Source organism: Planotetraspora silvatica (assembly GCF_016863315.1).
GTDB lineage: Bacteria > Actinomycetota > Actinomycetes > Streptosporangiales > Streptosporangiaceae > Planotetraspora > Planotetraspora silvatica.
In genome coordinates, this window is the sequence record NZ_BOOQ01000019.1 from 76,275 (window position 1) to 92,173 (window position 15,899).

The 15,899-nt window shown below is 70.2% G+C and carries 20 protein-coding genes; 14 read left to right on the forward strand and 6 right to left on the reverse strand.

All coding sequences use genetic code 11. The features are described 5' to 3' along the window. The first annotated feature begins 35 nt into the window (after positions 1-35). Positions 36-623, forward strand: a complete 588-nt coding sequence (locus Psi02_RS14995) for a phosphatase PAP2 family protein (RefSeq protein ID WP_203974530.1) — start codon at positions 36-38, stop codon at positions 621-623. Here Psi02_RS14995 and Psi02_RS15000 read toward each other — a convergent pair. Beyond that, positions 592-1,488 carry a helix-turn-helix transcriptional regulator gene (locus tag Psi02_RS15000; RefSeq protein WP_203974532.1) on the reverse strand — a complete coding sequence of 299 codons (897 nt, stop codon included), beginning with the start codon at positions 1,486-1,488 and terminating at the stop codon, positions 592-594. The genes Psi02_RS14995 and Psi02_RS15000 overlap by 32 nt on opposite strands. A gap of 134 nt (positions 1,489-1,622) precedes the next feature. Here Psi02_RS15000 and Psi02_RS15005 point away from each other — a divergent pair, with 134 nt between their 5' ends. The 9 genes from Psi02_RS15005 to Psi02_RS15045 all read left to right on the forward strand — a co-directional run bounded on the left by Psi02_RS15005 (position 1,623) and on the right by Psi02_RS15045 (position 7,337). Beyond that, positions 1,623-2,324, forward strand: a complete 702-nt coding sequence (locus tag Psi02_RS15005) for an SDR family NAD(P)-dependent oxidoreductase (RefSeq protein ID WP_203974533.1) — start codon at positions 1,623-1,625, stop codon at positions 2,322-2,324. Between the two features lie 124 nt (positions 2,325-2,448). Further along, on the forward strand, positions 2,449-2,856 hold the full coding sequence (locus tag Psi02_RS15010; protein WP_203954316.1) for a GntR family transcriptional regulator: 408 nt from the start codon (positions 2,449-2,451) through the stop codon (positions 2,854-2,856). Continuing rightward, entirely contained in the window at positions 2,853-3,272 is a 420-nt protein-coding gene (locus tag Psi02_RS40965) for an ATP-binding cassette domain-containing protein (RefSeq protein WP_203974534.1), read from the forward strand. The genes Psi02_RS15010 and Psi02_RS40965 overlap by 4 nt, the downstream gene beginning before the upstream one ends. Next, the gene (locus Psi02_RS40970; protein WP_203974535.1) at positions 3,197-3,736 is read left to right on the forward strand and encodes an AAA family ATPase; all 540 of its coding nucleotides are present in this window, start codon (positions 3,197-3,199) and stop codon (positions 3,734-3,736) included. Before Psi02_RS40965 ends, Psi02_RS40970 begins: the two co-directional genes overlap by 76 nt. Beyond that, entirely contained in the window at positions 3,733-4,707 is a 975-nt protein-coding gene (locus Psi02_RS15025; RefSeq protein WP_203974536.1) for an ABC transporter permease, read from the forward strand. The genes Psi02_RS40970 and Psi02_RS15025 overlap by 4 nt, the downstream gene beginning before the upstream one ends. 164 nt (positions 4,708-4,871) lie before the next feature. Then, positions 4,872-5,372, forward strand: coding sequence for a methylated-DNA--[protein]-cysteine S-methyltransferase (locus Psi02_RS15030; protein ID WP_203974537.1), 501 nt, complete (start codon positions 4,872-4,874; stop codon positions 5,370-5,372). A gap of 48 nt (positions 5,373-5,420) precedes the next feature. Beyond that, a complete protein-coding gene (locus Psi02_RS15035) occupies positions 5,421-5,915 on the forward strand; it encodes an RNA polymerase sigma factor (RefSeq protein ID WP_203974538.1) in 495 nt (164 codons plus the stop codon). Then, on the forward strand, positions 5,912-6,532 hold the full coding sequence (locus tag Psi02_RS15040; RefSeq protein ID WP_203974539.1) for a methylated-DNA--[protein]-cysteine S-methyltransferase: 621 nt from the start codon (positions 5,912-5,914) through the stop codon (positions 6,530-6,532). The genes Psi02_RS15035 and Psi02_RS15040 overlap by 4 nt, the downstream gene beginning before the upstream one ends. A 262-nt stretch (positions 6,533-6,794) precedes the next feature. Further along, entirely contained in the window at positions 6,795-7,337 is a 543-nt protein-coding gene (locus tag Psi02_RS15045; RefSeq protein ID WP_239094900.1) for an LLM class oxidoreductase, read from the forward strand. Here the strand turns inward: Psi02_RS15045 and Psi02_RS15050 are convergent. Then, positions 7,334-8,032 carry a class I SAM-dependent methyltransferase gene (locus Psi02_RS15050; RefSeq protein ID WP_203974541.1) on the reverse strand — a complete coding sequence of 233 codons (699 nt, stop codon included), beginning with the start codon at positions 8,030-8,032 and terminating at the stop codon, positions 7,334-7,336. The two genes, Psi02_RS15045 and Psi02_RS15050, sit on opposite strands and share 4 nt — an antisense overlap. Positions 8,033-8,107: 75 nt before the next feature. Beyond that, complete coding sequence (locus tag Psi02_RS15055; protein ID WP_203974543.1) at positions 8,108-8,635, reverse strand: YetF domain-containing protein; 528 nt, start codon at positions 8,633-8,635, stop codon at positions 8,108-8,110. A 293-nt stretch (positions 8,636-8,928) separates the two neighbouring features. Between Psi02_RS15055 and Psi02_RS15060 the strand changes: the two genes are divergently transcribed. Further along, a complete protein-coding gene (locus Psi02_RS15060; RefSeq protein ID WP_203974545.1) occupies positions 8,929-9,645 on the forward strand; it encodes an SDR family oxidoreductase in 717 nt (238 codons plus the stop codon). A 10-nt stretch (positions 9,646-9,655) separates the two neighbouring features. Here Psi02_RS15060 and Psi02_RS15065 read toward each other — a convergent pair whose 3' ends face one another. Together Psi02_RS15065 and Psi02_RS15070 are read right to left on the reverse strand one after the other, a co-directional pair. After that, on the reverse strand, positions 9,656-10,630 hold the full coding sequence (locus Psi02_RS15065; RefSeq protein ID WP_203974547.1) for a zinc-binding alcohol dehydrogenase family protein: 975 nt from the start codon (positions 10,628-10,630) through the stop codon (positions 9,656-9,658). A gap of 19 nt (positions 10,631-10,649) precedes the next feature. Then, positions 10,650-12,383, reverse strand: coding sequence for an MOSC and FAD-binding oxidoreductase domain-containing protein (locus tag Psi02_RS15070; protein WP_203974549.1), 1,734 nt, complete (start codon positions 12,381-12,383; stop codon positions 10,650-10,652). A 147-nt stretch (positions 12,384-12,530) separates the two neighbouring features. On the opposite strand from Psi02_RS15070, the gene Psi02_RS15075 reads away from it, so the two are divergent. Both Psi02_RS15075 and Psi02_RS15080 read left to right on the forward strand, forming a co-directional pair. Then, positions 12,531-13,442 (forward strand): LysR family transcriptional regulator, encoded by a 912-nt coding sequence (locus tag Psi02_RS15075; protein ID WP_203974551.1) that lies wholly within the window; start codon positions 12,531-12,533, stop codon positions 13,440-13,442. Positions 13,443-13,720: 278 nt separating this feature from the next. Next, positions 13,721-14,044, forward strand: coding sequence for a hypothetical protein (locus Psi02_RS15080; RefSeq protein ID WP_203974553.1), 324 nt, complete (start codon positions 13,721-13,723; stop codon positions 14,042-14,044). 127 nt (positions 14,045-14,171) lie between these two features. Here the strand turns inward: Psi02_RS15080 and Psi02_RS15085 are convergent, their stop codons facing one another. Beyond that, positions 14,172-14,693 carry a CGNR zinc finger domain-containing protein gene (locus Psi02_RS15085; RefSeq protein ID WP_203974555.1) on the reverse strand — a complete coding sequence of 174 codons (522 nt, stop codon included), beginning with the start codon at positions 14,691-14,693 and terminating at the stop codon, positions 14,172-14,174. 83 nt (positions 14,694-14,776) lie between these two features. Between Psi02_RS15085 and Psi02_RS15090 the strand changes: the two genes are divergently transcribed. Continuing rightward, a complete protein-coding gene (locus tag Psi02_RS15090; protein WP_203974557.1) occupies positions 14,777-15,649 on the forward strand; it encodes an alpha/beta fold hydrolase in 873 nt (290 codons plus the stop codon). Positions 15,650-15,899: the final 250 nt, after the last annotated feature.

The window sequence follows — 15,899 nt, forward strand, 5'->3', positions numbered from 1 at the left end:
TCCGTCGTCGGAGTGCCCCGGTAGGGTCCGTGCGTGTGAGCGACAAGGCCAAGGGTGCCGGGGCGGCCGTCACGGCGGCGATCGCACTGGGACTGGGATCGTGGGTCGCGGGCGATCGGCAGCCCAACGCCTTCGACGGGGGACTCCAGCGATGGATCGACGGGGTGTTCGCCCACGAGGGAGCGCTGCTGCGCCTGTTCGTCCTGCCGACGGAGCCCTACGTCCTACTCGCCCTGATCGCGCTGATGACCCTCGTCTGCGCGGCGCAGCGGCGGTGGGAGGGCGTGATCCTCTGCCTGGCCGGAACCGCGCTCCCGGTGGCGGTCAACACCTGGGTGCTCAAGCCGCTGTTCGACCGTCCGCTCAAGGACTACCTCGCCTATCCGAGCGGCCACACCGTCAGCCTCGTCGCCACGCTCACCGTGCTCGTCGTGCTGGCCAGGCCGGGCGCCGCGCGAGCCGTGGCCGCCGCCGTCGCGCTCGTCGTCACGGTCATGGCGGGGATCGGGCTCGTCGGCAGCGGCTTCCACTACCCGGTCGACGTGATCGGGGGCGCGTGCTTCGCGATCGCCGCGGTGCTCACGACGTCGATCATCCTGAGCCGGCGTCGCGGGGGCCGCTGACCGTCGCCGGGCGATCGCCGTTCCCCTCCGCGGCCGCCGCGTCGCGTTCGTCGGTGACCGCGATGGATCCGAGCAGGGCGAGAGCCTGGGCGGAGTCCGTCCCGGGTTCCGCGTGGTAGATGACGAGCTGCTGCCCGTCGGTTCCGGCGATGTCGAGCTTCTCTCGGCGCAGGTGCAGCTCGCCGACCTTCGGGTGCAGCATGTGGCTCGTGCCGTCTCTGCGATGGCCGACGTCGGCGCGGGCCCAGAGGGTTCGGAAACGATCGCTGCGGATCGACAGCTCTCCGACCAGAGCCGCCAGACGTGGATCTTCGGGGTCGGTGCCGGTCACCGCGCGCAGACCGCCGACCACGCCGGCGGTCGCCCGTTCCCAGTCCAGGTGCAGTTCGCGGTCGGCCGGGTCCAGGAAGACCTGCCGCAGCAGGTTGCGGCCGGGTGCGAAGTTCGGTGACAGCGCACGGGCGAGCGGGTTGGCCGCCAGCACGTCGAAGTATCTGCCGGTCACGTAGGCGGGCATCGGGAACTGGCCGATGAGCTGCGCGATCCCGGCAGGGACCCGTTCGGCACGCGGGCGCGGCGGACGGCGGACCCTGGGCCTGGCCAGCTCGTGCAGGTGGGCGGTGGCGGCCGCGTCGAGCCGCAGCGCCTTGGCCAGCGCGTCGAGTATCTGGACGGACGGATGTTGATCACGCCCCTGCTCCAGGCGCAGGTAGTAGTCGGAGCTGATGCCGGCCAGCATCGCCAGCTCCTCACGACGGAGACCGGGCACCCGTCTCCGCTCGCCCGCGATCAACCCGACGTCCTCGGGGCGAACCAGATCGCGCCGTGCGCGCAGGTAGGCGCCAAGGGCATTGGTCGTGTCCACGGCTCGAGGCTAGCCGCCTTCGTCCCGACGTGACTGTCCCTGTCACTCCCAGGATGCCCGGGGCGTACCCGTCCCGGTCGGCGCCCGTCAAGAGTCGAGATCGCAACCCACGACCGAATCAGAAGAGATCTCTCATGACCATCACGCTCATCACCGGCGGCAACAAGGGCCTCGGCCGCGAATCCGCCCGCCGCCTCGTCGCGCTCGGCCACACCGTCTACATCGGCGCCCGGGACGCGCGGCGCGGCCAGGCGGCGGCCGACGACCTCGGCGCTCGCTTCCTGCTCCTCGACGTCACCGACGACGCCTCCGTCGCCGCGGCCGCGGCGACGCTCGCCGGCAGGGAGGGCCGGCTCGACGTCCTGGTCAACAACGCCGGGATCTTCGAAGGCATGGTGAAGCCCGAAGACGTCTCGATCGACACGCTGCGCTCCATCTACGACGTGAACGTCTTCGGCGTCGCGCGCGTGACGCAGGCGTTCCTGCCCGTGCTGCGCGCGTCCGAGTCGCCCGTGATCGTCAACGTCGGCACCTCCCTCGGTTCATTCGGGGTGGTCACCGACCCCGAGCGTCCTGAGAGCGCGTATGCCCTTCCCGTTTACGCGTCGTCCAAGGCGGCGGTGAACATGCTCACCGTCCAGTACGCCAAGGGCCTGCCGGAGCTGCGCGTCAACGCCGTCGAACCCGGCTTCAGCGCGACCGACCTCCACGGCATGACGGGGCACGGAATCCAGACGGTCGAGCAGGGCGCCGAGGTGATCGTCCGGGCCGCGACCATCGGTGCGGACGGGCCCACCGGCACCTTCTTCGACCGCGCGGGGAGCCTGCCGTGGTAACGACTCCCGGCAACCTCGCCTAGAGAGGCCCGCGGGTCGTGACCCCCTTGACAGCAGGCGTTCCCGGCCGCATGGTTGCTCTATTGTCCTATTGTCATAAGACAATAGAGAGGAGGGCTCCGGTGTGATCGAGTTCCTGCTTGACGGCCACTCTCAGGTGGCGCCGTACATGCAGCTCGTCCAGCAGGTCAAACAGGGCTTGCGGACCGGGCTGATCGAGCCGGGCGACCAACTGCCCAAAGTGCGCAGCGTGGCCGAGTCGCTGGCGATCAACCCCAACACCGTGCTGAAGGCCTACCGCCATCTGGAGGCGGAAGGCCTGGTGGAGGGCCGACCGGGGGTCGGCACGTTCGTCCGGCGCACCCTGGCGGGCCCCTCGCTCGCCGGTCAGGCCGAGTTGCGCCGCGAACTGGTCGGCTGGCTCCGCAGGGCCCGTACGGCGGGGCTGGAACAGGAGGACGTGGTCGCACTGATCCAGACCACGATGCGCGCCACCTTTCAGGACGACGAGAAGAGGGAGGAAATAGCGTGAACACGGCTCTGGAGACGCATGGCCTCGGCAAGCGGTACAAGCGCAACTGGGCGCTGCGGGACTGCTCGTTGCAGGTGCCCGCCGGACGGGTCGCCGCGCTCGTCGGCCCGAACGGCGCGGGCAAGTCCACCCTGCTGAACCTCGCCGTCGGCCTGCTGCGCCCGACCGAGGGCACGCTGCACGTGCTGGGCCGGCGCCCGGACGGCGACCGCGACCTGCTGGACCGCGTCGGCTTCGTGGCCCAGGACACCCCGCTCTATCCAGACTTCACCGTGGCCGAGCTGATCACCATGGGGGCCGGCTCAACCGGCGCTGGGACACCCCGCTGGCCCGGGACCGGATGGAGCAGATCGGCATCCCCCTGGACCGCCGGGTCGAGGGGTTGTCCGGCGGTCAGCGCGCCCAGGTCGCGCTGACGCTGGCACTGGCCAAGCGGCCCGAACTGCTCCTGCTCGACGAGCCGGTCGCCAGCCTGGACCCGCTGGCCCGCCGTGAGTTCATGCAGGTGCTGATGGGCAGCGTCGCCGACGGCGACACCACCGTGCTGTTGTCCTCCCACCTGCTCGGCGACCTGGAGCGGGTCTGCGACTACCTGATCGTGCTCCAGACCGCCCACGTGCAGTTGCTCGGCGGGGTGGACGAGCTGGTGAGCGAGCACAAGGCGCTGACCGGTCCCCGCCGGGACCGCACGGACGTCGCCGGTGTGGCGGCCGTGATCCGGGAGAGCCACACCGACAAGCAGACCACCCTGCTGGTCCGGACGGACGGGCCGATCCTCGACCCCGCCTGGACCGTGCACGACGTCACCCTCGAAGACCTCGTCCTGGCCTACCTCGCCTACCCGGCCCCCGGCCGGGCCGTGTTGGGAGTCGCGAAATGATCTGGCTGACCTGGCGGCAGCACCGCAAGCAGGCCCTGTTCACCGCGATGGGGCTCGCGGTGCTCGCGGCCCTGGTGATCCCGACCGGGATCTCCATGCGCAACGCGTTCACCGACAGCGGGCTCGCCGCCTGCCTGCGCGGTCTGGGCAAGGCGGAGTTCCTCCAGGGGGACGGCTGCGAGGCGCTGTCCAGCGTGTTCAGCACCCGGTACGAGAATCTGGCCACGCTCAGCATGCTGCTCGTCTTCCTTCCGCTGTTCGTGGGGTTGTTCTGGGGCGCCCCGCTGGTCGCCCGCGAGCTGGAGCAGGGCACCCACCGGCTGGTCTGGACCCAGGGCGTGAGCCGGATGCGCTGGGCGGGGGTCAAACTCGGGCTCGTCCTCGCCGCGACGGTGGTCGTGTCCGCCGGCTACGCGCTGCTGGTCTCGTGGTGGCTCGAACCGCTGAGCCAGGCGGGCCAGGGACGGATGGCCGAGCTCAGCTTCGACGTCCAGGGCATCGCGCCCGTGGCGTACACGCTGTTCGCGGTGGCGCTCGGCGTGTTCGCGGGGACCGTCTGGCGACGGGTCCTGCCCGCCATGGCGGCGGCGCTCGTCGGCTTCCTCGCTCTACGCTTCGTCGTGCTCCTGCAACTGCGGGGGAACTTCCTGGCCGCACACGAGCGCACCTACCCCGTGATCGGCGGGCAGCGACCCAACACGGCGCTCGGTGACTGGACGTTCTCCGTCGGGATCAAGAACGCCGCAGGCGAGGTGATCTCGAGCGGCGAGCAGATCCTTTGCTCGCCCAACGTGGCCGGCCAGCCGGGAGGACCGTGCGCGTCCCTTCCCTCTGACGCCTACAACTTCCAGCTCTATCAGCCGGCCGGCAACTACTGGCCGCTCCAGTTCATCGAGGCCGGCCTGTTCACCGCCCTGGCCGCGGTCCTGCTCCTCCTGGCGGTCCGGCAGATCCGCACCCGCATCGCCTAGCGTGCGACGTGAGGACGGCTCCCATGGGCATCCGGGAGATCGTCCTCGCGTTCGCATGAGGGAACAGTCGTACGGGGGCGGTCTCACGTTCCGCGGCTCCCGGACGTCTTCAGGGTGTGAGGGACGCGACCGAGTGTCCCCGGCTCGAGGAAGGGCGAGGCACCATGGCCAGGACTCATACCGTCATCGCGTCACCCGTGGGCGACCTGCTCGCGGTCGCCGAGGACGGCGTGCTCTGCGGGCTGTACTTCGAGAGGCACCTCCGCGGCCCCGAGCCGGAGGAATATGGCACCCGCGGCGACGCGGACTTCACCGAGGTACGCCGCCAACTGGGCGAATACTTCGCCGGGGAGCGGACCCGCTTCGACCTTCCCCTGGCGCCCCGGGGCAACGAGTTCCAGCAGCGGGTGTGGCACCTGCTGACGGAGATCCCCTTCGGCGAGACCCGCTCCTACGGTGACCTGGCGCGCCGGTTGGGCGACGTGTCGCTGGCGCAGGCGGTCGGCTCCGCGAACGCCCGCAACCCCATATCCGTGATCGTTCCGTGCCACCGGGTGGTGGGCGCGGACGGCGGCCTCACCGGGTACGCCGGAGGGCTGGAGCGCAAGCGGTTCCTGCTCGACCTGGAGGAGCCGGCCGCACGAAAGGCGGCGAGGCTGTTCTGAGCCGCGATCTCACGTTCCGGAGGGCCCGGACGTCTACCAGAGGTGAGCATGCGACGACCTTTCGAGCAGATCGTGGCCGAGTACGGGCCCATGGTGCTGCGCGTGTGCCGGGCCGTCCTCGGACCTCAGGACGCGGAGGACGCCTGGTCCGAGACGTTCGTCTCGGCTCTGAAGGCCTACCCGGACCTGCCGCCTGACGCGAACGTCGAAGCGTGGCTGGTGACGATCGCCCATCGGAGATCCGTCGACGTCACCCGCGCCGCCGCCCGCAGGCCCACTCCGGTGGAGACGCTGCCGGAGCGTCCCGGCGTCACCGGCAGGCCGGAGGACTGGGACGGCGACCTGTGGCGGGCGCTCAAGGCACTGCCCGCGCGGCAGCGCCAGGCGGTGGCCTACCACTACCTGGCCGGCCTGCCGTACAAGGAGATCGCCGCCCTGTGCGGCGGGAGCACGGATGCCGCGCGCAGGGCGGCGGCCGACGGAATCAAGACCCTGCGCGGCACCTATCCCCGACTCACCGATCAGAGCGGAGTGGCACGATGACGACCGCATCCGACCCGCAGGCCGGGCGCCTGTTCGCGGCGCTCCCCACCCAGGACGCACCCGCGATGGCCCGGCTCCACGAACGCCTCGTGGACGAGGCACAGCGCGAGGGCGTCCTCGACCTCGCCTACCGCACGATGGACACGCCCGTCGGAAGGCTCCTGCTGGCCTCGACCGTCCAGGGCCTGGTGAAGGTCGCCTTCGCCATCCAGGACCACGACGCCGTGCTGCGGCGCCTCGCCGACGACGTCAGCCCCCGCATCCTGGAGGCCCCGGCCCGCCTGGACGAGGTGAGCCGGCAGTTGGAGGAGTACTTCGCCGGGCGGCGGACCCGTTTCGACCTTCCGCTGGACTGGCGGCTGTCGAAGGGATTCCGGCGCGAGGTGCTGACGCACCTCCGCGAGATCGGCTACGGCCGTACCGAGAGCTACGCCCAGGTCGCAGCCGCCGCGGGCAGCCCCCGGGCGGTCCGCGCCGTGGGCACCGCCTGCGCCACCAACCCGCTCCCCCTCGTCGTGCCCTGCCACCGGGTGGTGCGCTCCGACGGCAGCGCCGGAGGCTACGCCGGCGGCCCCGACGCCAAGCTCACGCTGCTGGCCATGGAGAGGGCGGCCTGACGACCGCTCGATCGACATAAAGGATGTATTTCCTGCTATAAAAGTAGGCATTCGCAGCAAGCCTCCTGCCGACGGCCGGCGTTCTCGTTTCCGCAGGCGGATCCACCGCGGCACGTCGCGCTCGGGATCGCCACGCTCGACCGCATCAGCCACGGGCGCGCGGGATGGCACCCCAAGATCTCCCGGACGCCTGGCGAGACGGCCCAGATCGTGGACCACGTGCGCCCGGCTGTGGGGCGGCCTCCCGGACGGGCATCCGCCGGTGACCTCGGCGGCCCACGACGTCGAAACGTACGAGTTCGCGGCGCGGGGCTGCGACGTCGTCTACGTGACCCCGCGGGACTGGCTGGACACCACCGTGATGGTGGACCAGGTGCGGGCCGCGGAGAAGGCCGCCGGCCGTACGGGACCCCGTTTGAAGGTCTTCGCCGACCTCGTGGTCTTCCTCGACCGCGATCCCGGCGTCGCCGCGGGCAGGAAGGCGCGACTGGACGACCTCGACGGCGCGGAGTTCACCTCGGACGCCCTCGTGTACACCGGCACCGCCACGGGCCTCGTCGGCCTGATCCTGGACTGGCGCTCGGCGGGACTGGACGGATTTCGCCTGCACCCCGGCGTGCTCCCCCACGACCTGTCCGCGATCACGCGGGGCCTCGTTCCCGAACTGCGCGCCCGGGGCGTCTTCCGTCACCGGTACGCCGCCGCGGACCTGCGCGGCCGCCTCGGCCTGCCCCGTCCGGACGGTCACGAGGGCGATCCCCCACGACCGTCGCGTCCGTACCGGCGACGCTGGACGATGTCCTAACCGGCGGCGTGGAACTCGGCCCGCCAGCGTCGCCTCGGGGGGTCCTCGTCGTCGTGGAAGTCGGTGATCTCGGCGGCGTCGAGCCCGTGACCGGCGAAGGACTCGATCTCGTCCCGGGTGAGCGGCCACGGCATCTCACCGGCGGGCTCGCGGTCGAGCCTGGCCCTGGCGATCACCAGGAGTGTGCCGCCCGGCGCCACGAGCGAGGAGACCCGTGCGACGGCTCGCTCGCGCGCCTCTCCCGTCAGCACCTGCAGGGTGTAGATCTCGACGACGAGGTCGAACCCGGCCCGCCACTCGTCCGGCGTCGCCAGCAGATCGGCCGCGACGTAGTGGACCGGCGAGCCGGGGAAGCGGCCGCGCGCGCCCTCGATCGCGCTCGGCGCGACGTCGAAGGCGGTCACCTCGAAGCCCATCCCGGCAAGATGCTCGGCATCGTCGCCGAGGCCGCATCCGACGACCAGGGCCGTACGGCCGGCGCCGGAGAGGGCGCGGGACCCGGTCCAGGTCACCAGGTGGGGGTTGGGCTCGAGGTCCGCCCAGGGCACCACCGCCTCACCGCGGCCGGCGGCGGCGTACAACGGTTCGAACCAGCCGGTGGGGTCGCCCCGCTCCACGTATTGCGCGGCCAGCCGCCGGGCGTACGCACGGGTGTCGTCAACGGGAGAGGTCATCTCGATCGTCACCTTTTCCATGTCCACGTTATGTGTCCCATGATCCCATAAAGCCCATATACCAAGACAATATGTATCAAATTGCGGACACGCGGGTCATCGGTGCGAGGGACCGGCGGCATCACCGGGTGGGGCCGACACGGCCGGATGCGGCAGGACGGAGACCGCACCCTTGGATTCGAAGATCGCGAGATGGATGCCGTCCGGGCCGAGGTGCCCGTGCTGACGCAGGACGGCCTCGAGATCGGCCTCGGTGAGCCCGCAACGGCGCAGGTTGCGCCGGTCGACCCGGCCGTCCCTGATCAGGATCCGCAGCGGCGGATCGACCAGGCGGCCGACGACCGGCAGGAACCGCAGCCTGGTGATGGCCGTGTGGACGGCGAGCAGAGCCACCAGCGCCGCGGCGCCGGTGAGCCACGACGCGTCGGTCGCGGTGGCGGTGCGCCCCACGAGGGCGCCGACCGCGACGGCGGCGACCCAGTCGAACGGGGCGAACTCCGCCATGGTCCTGCGCTCGGTGAGCCGGAACGCCACCGCGGCGGTGAGGAACAAGGCCACCGCCTTGACGGCGGCGTAGACGGCACGGTGCCAGTCACCGATCAGGGCCTCGCCGAAGGTGTTCAAGCCTGGCTCCCCTCAGCCGGCGTCGACGATTCCACGGCGAGCCGACGACGCCCACCGCGTACGGGACCGGGACGACGAGCACGCCGACACCCATCCGGACGATACGCCCCGGCCGGCGGAACGCGGCCGTCCGACATGGCACCTTCTCCGAAGCATTCGCGGAACCTCCTCTCAGCGGCGAAAAGTCTCATGGCCGGAACATGCCGGGAGGTGGGCGCGGCCACTTAGCCTCGCTCTCCGGGGGACGGAGATTCCGGCTTATGGAGCCTCCGACTGATGGAAAGGGAAGCGTGATGTCAGCGAATCTGCAGGACAAGACCGTGCTCGTCGTCGGCCGCGGAAGCGGCATCGCCCGTGCGGTCACCCTCGCGGCGCGAGCGGCCGGCGCGCGGGTCGTGGTGGCGGGACGCGACCGCGCGGCCCTTGCACGGGCCTACGACGACGAGGGCGTCACCGCCGAGGAGGTGGATCTCACCGACGAGAAGTCGATCGCGACGCTGGCCGAACGGGTCGGCGAGGTCGACCACGTGGTGTCGACCGCCTCGGCACGCGCGCGTGGCCGCGTCGCCGACCTCGATCCGGACGCGCTGCTGGTCTCCTTCAGCACCAAGGTGATCGGGCCGATCATGCTCGCCAAGCACTTCGCACCGCGAATGCGTACGGGAGGATCCTTCGTCGTCTTCTCCGGGGCCGCGGCTCGCAAGCCGACCGTCGGAGTCCTGGGCGTCGCGGCCACCAACGGCGCGGTGGATGTCGTGACCAGGGCCCTGTCCGTGGAACTCGCCCCCATCCGGGTCAACGCCATCTCTCCCGGGACCGTCGACACCGGCGCCTGGGACGGGCTCGGGGCGGACAAGAAGGCGGAGCTGTTCGAAGAGCGCGCCGCGCACAACCCCGCGCGCCGCATCGGAACGGCCGAGGACATCGCGGACGCGGTGGTGTTCGCGATGACCAACACCTTCATGACCGGGGTCACGTTGCCGGTCGACGGCGGCGAACCCCTGGTCTGACCGCGGTGGTTCAGGCGCGGACGACGACCATCTTGCCGGCGGCCTCTCCGGCCTCCATCACCCGATGCGCCTCGCGTATCTCCTCGAAACCGAACACGCGTGACGGCTTCGCCTTCAGCCGGCCCGCCGCCACCTGTTCGGCGATCGCCTGAAGTGGCACGTCGGACAGCGGGAAGCCCGGCGTCCCGAACACGAAGCTGGCGAAGAAGGTCAGGTAGACCCCGCTCGCCATCTGCAGCAGCGGGTTGAAGTCGGCGATCGGGCCGAGACCGCCCAGCCAGCCCGCCAGGCAGGCGCGGCCGCCCCGGCGCAACATCGCCAGGGAATCGAGGATCGTGCTGTTGCCCACGAGGTCGAGCACGGCGTCGATCCGCTTGGCCTCGGCGATCCGCTGGGAGAGTTCCGGCCCTTCGAGCTCGCCGCGGTCGGCGCCGAGATCCTCCAGCAAGGCGAAACGCCCTCGGTCGCGTGTCGTGGCGATGACCCGAGCTCCGGCGTTCACCGCGAGGTTGACCGCGGCCTGGCCGAAGGCGGAGGTCGCACCCCGGATGACCAGCGTCTGTCCTTGAGCCACCTCCAGGTTGCGGAACAGGCAGGTCCAGGCGGTGGCGTAGGTTTCGGGGATCGCGGCGAGCTCGGCCCAGGGCAGATCGGATTCGATGAGCGCCACGTTCGACGCCGGCGCCCGGGTGTATTCGGCGTAGCTGCCGTCGATGGTGCGCCCGAGGCCGCCCATCAGCGCCGCCACCTTGGCGCCGACGGGGAACTCCCCTCCTGGACAGGCCTTCACCAGTCCGACGCACTCGATGCCGCTGACCTTCGCGGCCTCGGCCCACTCCCCTCTGCGCATGTGCATTTCCGCGTGGTTGAGGCCGAACGCCTTGACCTCGATGACGACCTGGCCGGACATGGGCTCAGGCTCGGGCAGTTCCGCATAGACGAGGCAGTCCGGCCCGCCGAATCTCTCGATGACGATGGCACGCATCACGGTTCCTCTCCACGGTTCACAGATCGAGGACGAGATCGGTCTCCGGCCGGGAACAGCAGACGAGGACCTCGCCCTGGGCGGGAGGTTCGAGCGGAGCCGGTGAGTAGTCCACGTTCCCGCTGACGATCGGCGTCGTGCAGGTGTGGCAGACACCCGTACGGCATGACCATCGTGTGGGCACGTCGCAGGCGTCGGCGAGATCCAGCAGGGAGCGGAACCGAGGCGACCAGCGGACCGACAGGCCGCTGCGGGCGAAGGTGACCAGCGCGCCCGTGCCCGGTCGCCCGGGCGGCTGATGGGGCGGTGTGCGGGGCCGACCGGCGATTCCGGGAGTGACGGCGCCGCGAGCACCGAAGAGTTCGGTGTGGATGTGATCCGCCGCCAGGCCGATGTCGAGCAGTGCGTCGTGGAGGGCGCTCATGAAGCCTTCCGGCCCGCAGAGGTAGGCCGTCGCCTCCGCCGGGACGCCGAGGTCTCTCAGGCTGTCCTCTGTGGGCCGGCCACGGGTAACACCCGCCCTGGGGGCGGGCTCCTCCTCCGGCGAGGTGTAGAAGACGTGTTCGTGCGCTTCGTGCAGCGAGGCCAGCAGCGTGTGCGCCTCGCCGGCGAAGGCGTGCTGACTCCTGCTCCGTGTGGTGTGGATCCACCAGACCGGTCGCCGGGTCCGTTCGGCGGCGAGCCGGTGCAGCATCGACAGGACCGGGGTCACCCCGATTCCCCCCGATATGAGGAGCACGGGCGCCGTGCCGGGCGTGAGGACGAAGTCGCCCCGGGGAGCCGCGGCCTCCAGGACGGCGCCCGTACGGAGACCCGCGTGCAGGTACCGGCTCACGACGCCATGGGGGTCCCGTTTCACGCTGAGGCGGTACGCGGGCGACCCGGGGGCCGACGAGAGGGAGTAACTCCGTACGGGAGGAGGGTCCCCCGCACCGCTGACGCGAAGTGTCAGATACTGCCCCGCCTCGGCGGCGGGCAGGCTGCCGCCGTCCTCCGCCTCGAGCCGGATGGACAGGACCGACGGGGTCTCCTCGGTGATCCGGGTGACGCGCAACGGCCTGAAGCCCGGCCAGCCTCGTTCCCCGGCCGCGGAAACGGTCGCCTGGTCCTCAGCCGCGGAAGCGGTCGCGTGGTCCTCGGCCATCTCGAGGAAGGACTGACGCCATCCGGGGCTCAGTGCCGGAATGGCCAGCGCCCTGCGCACCGTGTCCGGGTCGCGGCCCGGCAGATAGAGGAGCGCGTCGATTTCGGCGACACTGAGGGCTCCGGGCCCGGTCCTGGTCCGGATGATGTCGTCGCCGGCCCGCACCTCGCCTTCGGTGATGACACGGAGGTAGAAGCCGGGACGGCGATGGGAGACGAGAAGCGCGGGCATCTCCGGCTCGCCGAGACGCAGACCCACGCGGTAGCAGGTGACCCGCGGCTGCGTCACCTCGAACTCGGCCCCGCCGATGCGGTACCGGTCGCCGATGCACACCTCGTCGTCGGGCAGGCCGTCGACCGTGAAGTTCTCCCCGAACTGGCCGAACTCGAAGTCCGTACGGCCCAGGTGCTCCTGCCAGTGCGCATACGACTGGATCTGGTAGACGAGCACGGCGCGCTGCTCCCCACCATGCCCCTGCAGGTCGCCCTGACCGTCACCGTCGACGTTGAGCCGCCGGACCGTCCGCGGACCCGTCACCGGGTGCTTCCACACGCCGGTGTGGACGGTTCTGCCCTGCCACGGCACGTCCTTCGGCATTCCGACATTCACTGACAGGAGTCTTGCCATCGTGGTCCCCTCCCCTGTTCCCCGCGTCACCGCTGGTCAGGGCCTCCTAGACCGACTGTAACCACCGGCCGGGGGGCCTCGCGTCCGTCGGAAGATGAAACTTCCGGCGGACGGAGTTAGATTTTGCGAATGGCCACTCTCCGAGCACTCGAGTGCCTCGTGGCCTTGGTCGACACCGGATCGGTGACCAGGGCCGCCGCGGAGCTGCACATGTCCCAGCCCGCGCTCTCGCACCAGATCGCCGCCCTCGAGCGGGAGCTGGGCACGCCCGTCGTGGAGCGCCTGTCGCGCGGCGTCCGGGTGACGGCCGCGGGTCGCGCCGCCGTAGGCGAGGCCCGCGTCGCGCTCCAGGCCGCGGCCCAGGCCGTCCATCTGGGTCGTGAGGTCGGCGCGGGACGCACCGGCCGTCTCCGGATCGCCTGCGCCGAGACGATGACCGCCTGGCTCCTGGTGCCGGTGTTACGCCGGTGGCGCGCCCGCCGTCCCGATGTCCGGCTGGACCTGATGGAGTTCACCAGCACGGATCGCATGGTCGAGCGGCTCGAGGCGGGCGGCACCGACCTGGTGATCGGCCCGCGGCCGACCGGAACCTCCGCCCACCTCGAGGTGCTCGGCCAGGAGGAGATGGTCGTCGTGGCGCCCGATGGCCACGGTTTCGCGGCCGAATCCTCGATCGCCCCCGCGCGGCTCACCGCCGAGCCGTTCGTGCACTACGACCCGGAGAACGGGCTGGCGGTGTGGGTGGACCAGTTCGCCTCCGGGCATCAGGTCGCGCTCGCACCGGTGTTGCGGACGCGGAGCCCGCGGACCGCGGCGCAGCTCGCGGGGGCCGGGATGGGCGTGACCATCGTGCCCGCCTCCGCCCTCATGAGCCGCCCGTCCGGCGTGGTACGCCCGCTGAGCCCGCCCGTCCACCGCGACGTGGTCGCGATCGTGGCGGCTCCCGCCGACGAACTGGCCCGGCGGTTCGTCGCCGATCTGCACCGGCGCGGAATTCCCACGGCCGACTTCGAGGGTCGCCCTCCATCCACCCAGGGGTAACCCCTTGGTTCGTCAGGGACCCCGCCGGGTGGCCAGGCCTCTGCCCGAACACAAGTAACTACTTTTCCGTAGTTTTGCCGGTGCCGGGGGTCAACCCCCGTCTGCGTGCCGCTTTGCCCGTCCGGAACGGGCCGACAGAACCCCGTGAAACCGTAAAGAAGCATGTGAATGCAATTGGCCGGCGCCCTGCTGACTTGAGTCGTTCAAGTTTCAACGTATACCGTATGCAAGACCCCAAAGACGTGGTCATCCCATCAATTCACACACCGGGAGGGGTCATGGTGGACGAACTAAGACCTAACCAGGTGCCCGAAGAGGCCCGCGGGGAGCTCCAGGATCTGCTTCACCACCTCGTCAGACTCGCCGGCTCACCGAGCGTCCACAGGATTCTGCTCAACGCCTGGCTGTCGCGCGAGGACTACGGGACCTTCGTGCATACGCTGCACCTGGCGTCCTACCTCATCGCGCATCTATGGGACTGGTTCGGCATCTACCTGCCGGACATGTTCCCGAGCGTGACTCCGTACCTGTGCCCGCACTGCGGGAAGCAGGCATGGCCTCGGGGGCCGGGGTTCGGGTTCCCCAACCCGGCCAGCAACTGACCTTGGAGTAGTCCTGCCAGGACGTTCGCCTCGGCGTGGACGCTTCGGCAATCGCTGGGGCAAGGGCAGACCCTCGCTCCCCGTAGGTACGGCCCGCGGCCGACGGCGGCGGGCCGGCCGTTCCGGATCAGTCGACCGGCGCCTGACGCGCCCTCTGGTAGTGCCGCCGGGCCTTCATCCTGTTCCCGCAGGCGGCCATCGAGCACCAACGGGCCTGATTGGTCTTGCTGCGGTCGAGCAGGAAGAGGTGACACTCGCCGTTGGCGCACGGCCTGAGCCGTCCCGGCTTCGTGCTTTCCACGGCGCTCCAGGACAGGACGGCTCTGACCGCCGACGCGCGCTCCGCCGGTGCGTCGAGGGACCATTCCACCCCGCGCTCCGACACGACCGGGCGGTAGCCGACCCCTTCGAGGAACGGCGCCAGGACGGTCGGCGGCCGCTCACCGCTTACGACCGACTGCAGCGCGTCCCGCGCCTGCCGCGCGGCCTCCCAATCGGCGTGCGACCCGGATCCTCCTCGTTCCCGTAGCCAGACCCGTGCCTCGGCGGCGTCGCTCAGATGGTCCTGAACGACGCCGTCGACGATCGGCGTGCTGTTGAGCAGGTCCAAGAGTGCGTCTTCGTCCGCCCGCGTCGTGGGCACGTACATCTCTAACCTCTCTTCTTTATTTGACAGGTTACATCTTGTCCTGGTTTGCTGCTAACCATCCAAGCCACTCATGGGGGTTAGTTATGGGGAACGTCCACCACCGTTACGCGACCGTGCAGGGCCGGCGGCTCTTCTACCGGGAGGCCGGACCGGCCGACGCACCCGTGCTCGTGTTGCTGCACGGCTTTCCGACCAGCTCGTTCATGTTCCGCGATCTCATCCCGGCCCTGGCGGACCGGTACCACGTCATCGCCCCCGACCACCTGGGCTTCGGGCTGTCCGACGCGCCGTCCGCCGACGAGTTCGACTACACCTTCGACGCGCTCACCGAACTGACCGAGGGTCTGCTGAGCCAGTTGGGGGTCTCCCGCTACGCCATCTATGTCCAGGACTACGGCGCCCCGATCGGATGGCGGCTCGCCCTGAACCGGCCCGACGCGATCACGGCGATCATCACCCAGAGCGGCAACGCCTACGATGCCGGGTTCGTCGAGAACTTCTGGGAGACCGTCTGGGCCTACCAGCGCGAGCAGACCCCGGAGACCGAGACGGCCATCCGGCAGGCCCTCACCCTCGAGGCGATCAAGTGGCAGTACGTCACCGGGGTGCAGGACGAGACCGTCGTCAGCCCGGACACGTGGCATCACGACTTCGACCTGGTCTCACGCCCGGGCAACGACCGCGTCCAACTGGCCCTGTTCCTGGATTACGCGACCAATCTCCCGCTCTACCCGCGCCTGCACGAATACCTTCGCTCGCGGCAGACGCCCCTGCTCGCCGTCTGGGGACAGGGCGATGAGATCTTCGGCCCTCCGGGCGCTCTGGCCTTCGCCGACGACCTGCCCGACGCCCGGATCCATCTCCTCGAGGGTGGCCACTTCCTCCTCGAGAGCGCACTGGACGAGGTCACCGCCCTGATCCGAACCTTCCTCGCCCATTCACTGCCCAAGGACTGACCCCCCCCACCTGGGGCGTGATCATGCACAGGTTCGTGGATTGCCCGCCTGAGCAGCAAACACTCCCGCCGTGATCATGCACGGATTCGTGAGCTGCGGGCATGACCAGCGGAATCTCCACCCGTGATCATGCACACTTTCCGGGAAACGGCCCCTGAACTGGGACGACATCATCCGTGATCATGCAAAGTCAGGGGCATGCGAACAGGGCCGCCCAAGATGTACGGCCGGCCGAGCGTGACACTGCATG